General features: G+C 41.2%; 5 protein-coding genes, 2 tRNA genes and 2 rRNA genes (1 of these 9 running past the window's edge). 8 read left to right on the top strand and 1 reads right to left on the bottom strand.

What is annotated here, in order from left to right; genetic code table 11:
• The 8 genes from SJY24_RS29090 to tsaD form a co-directional block, all read left to right on the top strand.
• Positions 1-2,329 (top strand): 23S ribosomal RNA (locus tag SJY24_RS29090) (it extends 593 nt beyond the left edge of the window).
• Between the two features lie 49 nt (positions 2,330-2,378).
• Positions 2,379-2,494, top strand: a 5S ribosomal RNA gene (rrf, locus tag SJY24_RS29085).
• 12 nt (positions 2,495-2,506) lie between these two features.
• A tRNA-Met gene (locus tag SJY24_RS29080) sits at positions 2,507-2,583 on the top strand.
• Between the two features lie 2 nt (positions 2,584-2,585).
• Positions 2,586-2,661 (top strand) — tRNA-Asp (locus tag SJY24_RS29075).
• Positions 2,662-2,835: 174 nt separating this feature from the next.
• A complete protein-coding gene (gene tsaE, locus SJY24_RS29070; RefSeq protein WP_377867107.1) occupies positions 2,836-3,309 on the top strand; it encodes a tRNA (adenosine(37)-N6)-threonylcarbamoyltransferase complex ATPase subunit type 1 TsaE in 474 nt (157 codons plus the stop codon).
• Positions 3,290-3,982: a tRNA (adenosine(37)-N6)-threonylcarbamoyltransferase complex dimerization subunit type 1 TsaB gene (gene tsaB / locus SJY24_RS29065; RefSeq protein ID WP_000865755.1), complete on the top strand. Its 693-nt coding sequence runs from the start codon at positions 3,290-3,292 to the stop codon at positions 3,980-3,982. The genes tsaE and tsaB overlap by 20 nt, the downstream gene beginning before the upstream one ends.
• A gap of 13 nt (positions 3,983-3,995) precedes the next feature.
• Positions 3,996-4,439 carry a ribosomal protein S18-alanine N-acetyltransferase gene (gene rimI, locus SJY24_RS29060; RefSeq protein WP_377867106.1) on the top strand — a complete coding sequence of 148 codons (444 nt, stop codon included), beginning with the start codon at positions 3,996-3,998 and terminating at the stop codon, positions 4,437-4,439.
• On the top strand, positions 4,439-5,455 hold the full coding sequence (tsaD, locus tag SJY24_RS29055) for a tRNA (adenosine(37)-N6)-threonylcarbamoyltransferase complex transferase subunit TsaD (protein ID WP_000414578.1): 1,017 nt from the start codon (positions 4,439-4,441) through the stop codon (positions 5,453-5,455). Before rimI ends, tsaD begins: the two co-directional genes overlap by 1 nt.
• Positions 5,456-5,926: 471 nt before the next feature.
• On the opposite strand, the gene SJY24_RS29050 is transcribed toward tsaD, so the two are convergent.
• A complete protein-coding gene (locus SJY24_RS29050) occupies positions 5,927-7,861 on the bottom strand; it encodes an ABC-F family ATP-binding cassette domain-containing protein (protein ID WP_377867105.1) in 1,935 nt (644 codons plus the stop codon).
• Between the last annotated feature and the right edge of the window lie 169 nt (positions 7,862-8,030).

Genomic DNA, 8,030 nt, shown 5'->3' with positions numbered 1-8,030 from the left:
TGGGTGATGGCGTGCCTTTTGTAGAATGAACCGGCGAGTTACGATCCCGTGCGAGGTTAAGTTGAAGAGACGGAGCCGCAGCGAAAGCGAGTCTGAATAGGGCGTTTAGTACGTGGTCGTAGACCCGAAACCAGGTGATCTACCCATGTCCAGGGTGAAGTTCAGGTAACACTGAATGGAGGCCCGAACCCACGCACGTTGAAAAGTGCGGGGATGAGGTGTGGGTAGCGGAGAAATTCCAATCGAACCTGGAGATAGCTGGTTCTCCCCGAAATAGCTTTAGGGCTAGCCTTAAGTGTAAGAGTCTTGGAGGTAGAGCACTGATTGAACTAGGGGTCCTCATCGGATTACCGAATTCAGTCAAACTCCGAATGCCAATGACTTATCCTTAGGAGTCAGACTGCGAGTGATAAGATCCGTAGTCAAGAGGGAAACAGCCCAGATCGCCAGCTAAGGTCCCAAAGTGTGTATTAAGTGGAAAAGGATGTGGAGTTGCTTAGACAACTAGGATGTTGGCTTAGAAGCAGCCACCATTTAAAGAGTGCGTAATAGCTCACTAGTCGAGTGACTCTGCGCCGAAAATGTACCGGGGCTAAATACACCACCGAAGCTGCGAATTGATACCAATGGTATCAGTGGTAGGGGAGCGTTCTAAGTGCAGTGAAGTCAGACCGGAAGGACTGGTGGAGCGCTTAGAAGTGAGAATGCCGGTATGAGTAGCGAAAGACGGGTGAGAATCCCGTCCACCGAATGCCTAAGGTTTCCTGAGGAAGGCTCGTCCGCTCAGGGTTAGTCAGGACCTAAGCCGAGGCCGACAGGCGTAGGCGATGGACAACAGGTTGATATTCCTGTACCACCTCTTTATCGTTTGAGCAATGGAGGGACGCAGAAGGATAGAAGAAGCGTGCGATTGGTTGTGCACGTCCAAGCAGTTAGGCTGATAAGTAGGCAAATCCGCTTATCGTGAAGGCTGAGCTGTGATGGGGAAGCTCCTTATGGAGCGAAGTCTTTGATTCCCCGCTGCCAAGAAAAGCTTCTAGCGAGATAAAAGGTGCCTGTACCGCAAACCGACACAGGTAGGCGAGGAGAGAATCCTAAGGTGTGCGAGAGAACTCTGGTTAAGGAACTCGGCAAAATGACCCCGTAACTTCGGGAGAAGGGGTGCTTTCTTAACGGAAAGCCGCAGTGAATAGGCCCAAGCGACTGTTTAGCAAAAACACAGGTCTCTGCGAAGCCGTAAGGCGAAGTATAGGGGCTGACACCTGCCCGGTGCTGGAAGGTTAAGGAGAGGGGTTAGCGTAAGCGAAGCTCTGAACTGAAGCCCCAGTAAACGGCGGCCGTAACTATAACGGTCCTAAGGTAGCGAAATTCCTTGTCGGGTAAGTTCCGACCCGCACGAAAGGTGTAACGATTTGGGCACTGTCTCAACCAGAGACTCGGTGAAATTATAGTACCTGTGAAGATGCAGGTTACCCGCGACAGGACGGAAAGACCCCGTGGAGCTTTACTGTAGCCTGATATTGAATTTTGGTACAGTTTGTACAGGATAGGCGGGAGCCATTGAAACCGGAGCGCTAGCTTCGGTGGAGGCGCTGGTGGGATACCGCCCTGACTGTATTGAAATTCTAACCTACGGGTCTTATCGACCCGGGAGACAGTGTCAGGTGGGCAGTTTGACTGGGGCGGTCGCCTCCTAAAGTGTAACGGAGGCGCCCAAAGGTTCCCTCAGAATGGTTGGAAATCATTCGTAGAGTGCAAAGGCATAAGGGAGCTTGACTGCGAGACCTACAAGTCGAGCAGGGACGAAAGTCGGGCTTAGTGATCCGGTGGTTCCGCATGGAAGGGCCATCGCTCAACGGATAAAAGCTACCCCGGGGATAACAGGCTTATCTCCCCCAAGAGTCCACATCGACGGGGAGGTTTGGCACCTCGATGTCGGCTCATCGCATCCTGGGGCTGTAGTCGGTCCCAAGGGTTGGGCTGTTCGCCCATTAAAGCGGTACGCGAGCTGGGTTCAGAACGTCGTGAGACAGTTCGGTCCCTATCCGTCGTGGGCGTAGGAAATTTGAGAGGAGCTGTCCTTAGTACGAGAGGACCGGGATGGACGCACCGCTGGTGTACCAGTTGTTCTGCCAAGGGCATAGCTGGGTAGCTATGTGCGGAAGGGATAAGTGCTGAAAGCATCTAAGCATGAAGCCCCCCTCAAGATGAGATTTCCCATAGCGTAAGCTAGTAAGATCCCTGAAAGATGATCAGGTTGATAGGTTCGAGGTGGAAGCATGGTGACATGTGGAGCTGACGAATACTAATAGATCGAGGACTTAACCATATAATATGAAGCAATGTTATCTAGTTTTGAAGGAATATGCCTTCAATAGTTTGGTGATGATGGCAGAGAGGTCACACCCGTTCCCATACCGAACACGGAAGTTAAGCTCTCTAGCGCCGATGGTAGTTGGGACCTTGTCCCTGTGAGAGTAGGACGTCGCCAAGCTATTTATATCATCGCGGGGTGGAGCAGTACGGTAGCTCGTCGGGCTCATAACCCGAAGGTCGCAGGTTCAAATCCTGTCCCCGCAACCAATGGTCCCGTGGTGTAGTGGTTAACATGCCTGCCTGTCACGCAGGAGATCGCCGGTTCGACCCCGGTCGGGACCGCCATTTTATATAAAGAAAAGAACGAAACAAGTTGTTTCGTATTTTTTTATTTGTTTTAACAAAAAACTAATAAAGACAGTCAAACTATCCTTAGGAAAACTCCTAAGGACTTTTTTATATATTCAAAACCTGTATAATAAAGAGCAGAGAACATTGTGAATAAAGTGGGTGAAGTCTGTGAGTAAATATGAAGTAACAACAAAATCTTCTGAGGAAACACAAAGATTATCAGAAAAACTAGGTGAACTTGTCGGGGCGCAAGATGTAATTATTTTAGAAGGAGATCTTGGAGCTGGAAAGACGACTTTTACAAAAGGACTGGCAAAGGGTCTTGGTGTGAAAAGGGTTGTAAATAGTCCTACCTTCAATATTATTAAAGAATATAAAGGAAGATTCCCGCTATATCATATGGACGTATATCGTTTAGCGGAAAGTGAAGAAGACTTAGGTTTTGATGAGTATTTCTACGGTGAAGGGATTACAGTAGTAGAATGGGCTCATTTAATAGAAGAATATTTACCGAATGAAAAGTTACAAATCAGTTTATTCCATGCTGGAGATGATACAAGGAAAATTGTACTCGAACCAATTGGAAATCGCTATATTAGATTATGTGAGGAGCTATTACAAGATGAAAGTACTAGCAATTGATACTTCAAATTACGTAATGGGTGTATCCCTTATTGAGGAAGGGAACGTGATTGGAGAAATCATTACAAATTTAACAAAAAACCATTCTGTACGTCTTATGCCAGCTGTAGAGAAACTTTTAAAAGAGTGTGGTGTAAAACCGAAAGAATTGACTAAAATCGTTGTAGCAGCTGGGCCTGGATCATATACAGGTGTTCGTATAGGTGTGACAGCTGCAAAAACATTAGCTTGGTCACTTCAAATACCAATTGTAGGTGTATCAAGTTTAGAAGTAGTGGCAGCAAATGGTGCTAATTTTAATGGATTAATCTCTCCTTTATTTGATGGTCGACGTGGTCAAATTTACACGGGGCTATATACATATGAAGGGGAGCAATTAACTTCAATAGAAGAAGACCGAATTATGCTTATTGTTGACTGGTTGCAAATGTTAAAAGATAAAGAACAGCCTGTTTTATTTATTGGTAACGATGTTAAATTGCATAAAGAAACAATTATAGAATACTTAGGTGATCAAGCTGTATTTGCTCCTTTCACTAAGAATAACCCAAGACCAAGTGAACTAGCATTTTTAGGGTTACAAAAAGAAGAACAAGATGTGCATACGTTTGTACCTAGTTACCTTCGTTTAGCGGAAGCTGAAACAAACTGGTTAGAAAGTCAAAAGAAGTAGAGGTCTATAGAAAATGGATATGATATTTAGAAAGATGGCACTCGATGATATTGCTCAAATTGTAGCTATTGAAGAAGCATCTTTTTCAACTCCTTGGACTGCCGATGCCTTTCACCGTGAAATAGCGATGAATGAACATGCACATTATGTTGTGCTAGAAAAAGATGGTCGCGTAATTGGTTATTGTGGATTGTGGATAATTATTGATGAATCACATATAACAAATATAGCTATTTTGCCAGAGTACCGAGGTCAAAAGTTAGGAGATGCCTTATTGAAAGAAGTTATTTCGGAGGCGAAAGACCTAGGAGTAAAAACGATGACACTTGAAGTACGCGTATCAAATGAAGTAGCAAAACAGTTATACAGAAAATACGGATTTCAAAATGGTGGGATTCGTAAACGATACTATGCAGACAATCAGGAAGATGGTCTCGTAATGTGGGTGAATATATAATGGAAAAAAACACGATTATACTTGGTATTGAAACAAGCTGTGATGAAACAGCAGTAGCAGTTGTTAAAAATGGAACGGAAATTATTGCGAATATCGTTGCATCACAAATTGAAAGTCATAAGCGTTTTGGCGGAGTCGTACCAGAGATTGCATCCCGTCACCATGTAGAAGAAATTACAGTTGTGCTAGAAGAAGCTTTAAAAGAAGCGAATATCACTTTTGAGGATATTGATGCAATTGCCGTAACAGAAGGACCTGGTTTGGTTGGAGCACTTTTAATAGGTGTAAATGCAGCGAAAGCTGTGGCTTTTGCGCATGATATCCCTCTAGTTGGTGTTCATCATATTGCTGGTCATATTTATGCAAACCGTTTAGTAAAAGAAGTACAATTCCCATTACTATCACTTGTTGTATCTGGTGGACATACGGAGCTTGTTTATATGAAAGAACACGGTTCATTTGAAGTGATTGGTGAAACACGAGATGATGCAGCGGGGGAAGCATATGATAAAGTAGCTCGTACGTTATCTATGCCATATCCAGGTGGTCCACATATTGATCGCCTTGCGCATGAAGGAAAGCCGACAATTGATTTGCCTCGTGCATGGCTAGAGCCGGATTCGTATGATTTTAGCTTTAGTGGATTGAAATCGGCAGTTATCAACACTGTGCATAACGCAAAACAACGTGGTATAGAAATTGCACCGGAAGATTTAGCAGCAAGTTTCCAAGAAAGTGTAATCGACGTACTTGTAACGAAAGCGTCTCGTGCAGCGGATGCATATAACGTCAAGCAAGTGCTTCTTGCTGGTGGAGTAGCTGCTAATAAAGGGCTTCGTGCACGTTTAGAAGCAGAATTTGCACAAAAAGAAAATATAGAGCTAATTATTCCGCCTCTATCTTTATGTACAGATAATGCAGCGATGATTGCAGCTGCAGGTACAATTGCATACGAACAAGGAAAACGTGCGACATTAGCTTTAAATGCAAATCCAGGATTAGATATTGAAGCATAGTTATACACAAAATCAACCACAGCCTGTGGACAAAACCCATATTATTTGTTGATAATATGGGTTTTGTTGTGTATATAAAATGTGTATAACTTTTTTCGTGAATGTGGATAATGTGGAAAAGTTATTTTAATGTCTATTTTATAAAGGTGGATATGTGTATAAACCTGTGGATAAAGCGGATGAAGTCTGACCTTTAAAGATATTCTTTTTCGGGAAATAAAAAACAAGAAGATATCCCAAAAAAACTTTTGAAACATCCTCCTCTTATTATATAGGTTGCTACTATTGTCAATCCTTGTCGGTAAATCGATATTTCTTGTCGAATCGTTCATATATTTTAAGTTACGGTATATATATTCAAAAAATCGTCGATATAATTTCATGTGCTACGGCACTGATTTTAAAATAGAAAATAAAAAGGATGTCTCATACATCCTCGACGTATGAGACATCCTTCTTGTTTAAATTCACTTATATATGCAGTTCTTCCCATTCTGCCATACAAGCTTCAAGTTGTTCTTGTAGTGTTTGCTTTTTAGATGTAATTTCACTAGCCTTTTCATAATCTGCATATATTTCTGGTAAGCAAAGCTGATCTTCTAATGTAGCAATTTCTTCTTCAAATTCTACGATGTTTTGTTCTAGCTCCTCAATTTTCCGAGTGCGTTGACGCTCTAATTGTTTACGTTCTTTTTCTTCGAGATAATTTAATTTTTCTTGAGCTACAGTTTTTTGAACAGGTGCCTGATTTTCTTGCTGTTCTTGTTGTTCAAATTCTGCACGTTCAATCATTTCATTTTTCTTTTCAACGTAGTAATCGTAATCGCCTAAATATTCTTGTGCACCTTCTGTTGATAACTCAATAACGGTCGTCGTTACACGATTAATAAAGTAGCGGTCATGTGAGACGAATAGAAGTGTTCCTGGGTAATCAATTAAAGCATTCTCCAAAATTTCTTTACTATTTAAATCAAGATGGTTCGTTGGTTCATCGAGAATTAATAAATTTGATTTCTGCATCATAAGCTTTGCAAGAGCTAATCGAGCTTTTTGTCCACCACTAAGAGAAGATACTGGTTTTAGTACATCATCCCCTGTGAATAAAAAGTTGCCTAGTATAGTGCGAATTTCTTTTTCAGGTTGCAGAGGATATTCATCCCATAGTTCATTTAAAACTCGCTTAGAAGATGTTAAGTTAGCTTGTTCTTGATCATAATAACCAACAGATACATTTGATCCGAAAGAAACATCACCATTTAGTAGAGGTAACTTATTCACAAGTGACTTTAACAATGTGGATTTCCCAATTCCGTTCGGTCCAACTAAAGCAACACTATCCCCACGAGTTAAGCGCATAGTTACATGTTCAATAATCGGATCTTCATCATAGCCAATAGTTGCATCTTTCACTTGTAAAACATCATTTCCGCTTTGTTTTTCAATATCAAAGTGGAAGGAAGCTGACTTAGAATCGCCCAATGGTCTAGTTAATAATTCCATTCTGTCTAATTGTTTACGGCGACTTTGAGCGCGCTTTGTCGTAGATGCACGAGCTATATTTTTTTGCACAAAGTCTTCAAGTTTAGCAATTTCATCCTGTTGTTTTTCATAACGTTTCATCTCTTGCTCGTATAGTGCCGATTTTAAGTCTAAATATTTACTGTAGTTACCAACAAATCGTCTGCTTTCCTTATTAGAAATTTCGTATACTTGTGTAACGAGTTTATCTAAGAAATAACGGTCATGGGAAACGATTAAAATCGCGCCAGGATAACCTTGTAAATATTGTTCAAGCCAAGTTAATGTTTCAATGTCCAAATGGTTTGTGGGCTCGTCTAAAATAAGTAAGTCTGGTTTAGTTAATAATAATTTACCAAGAGCTAATCGTGTTTTTTGCCCACCACTTAATGTAGAAATTGTCGTCTGGTGCATCTCAACTGGGAAGCCAAGACCGCTTAAAATCGAGCGGATATCCGCTTCGTACTGATAGCCACCTTGATCTTTATAATCTAGTTGTAATTGGTCATAATCAGCTAATAATTTCTCGTATATAGCCGCATTTGAAAAGTTTTCTTCTTTTCCCATCTCTTGCTCTAGCCTTCGAAGTTTTGTCTCCATTTGCTGCAAGTGTGTAAAGACGGTTAACATTTCATCCCAAATTGTTAAAGACGTTTCTAATCCGGTATTTTGAGCTAAATACCCCATTGAGACATCTTTCGGTTTTATAATTTCACCACCATCATGAGATAGCTCACCAGCTATTATTTTTAATAATGTAGATTTTCCGGCTCCATTTCGTCCGACTAATGCGATACGATCTTTCGTTTGTACTTCCAATTTTATGTTTGCAAGAATCGTTTCTGCACCGTATAATTTCGAAAGCGCGTTTACTTGTAATAAAATCAATGTTTTCACCTCAAATAATTTCTTAACTTTGCCATGTTTATATTTCTCAATCATACTAAAAATAGTGTATAGTTTAAAATAAAGAGAGAATACTTCTTCTCTTTATTATACAAGGAAATTCATGAGTACTAAACTTCTGTATTTGATTCAAGTATATGAATAAAGATAG

It is taken from the genome of Bacillus sp. R86525 (genome assembly GCF_042466195.1).
Classification (GTDB): domain Bacteria; phylum Bacillota; class Bacilli; order Bacillales; family Bacillaceae_G; genus Bacillus_A; species Bacillus_A nitratireducens.
Note: the sequence above shows the minus strand (reverse complement) of the source record. Positions and strands in the feature narration are given on the sequence as shown.

Excerpts from the sequence above, each read along its gene's own strand:
- tsaB (WP_000865755.1), top strand. The coding sequence starts at position 3,290 with ATGAAAGTACTAGCAATTGATACTTCAAATTACGTAATGGGTGTATCC.
- tsaD (WP_000414578.1), top strand. The coding sequence starts at position 4,439 with ATGGAAAAAAACACGATTATACTTGGTATTGAAACAAGCTGTGATGAA.
- rimI (WP_377867106.1), top strand. The coding sequence starts at position 3,996 with ATGGATATGATATTTAGAAAGATGGCACTCGATGATATTGCTCAAATT.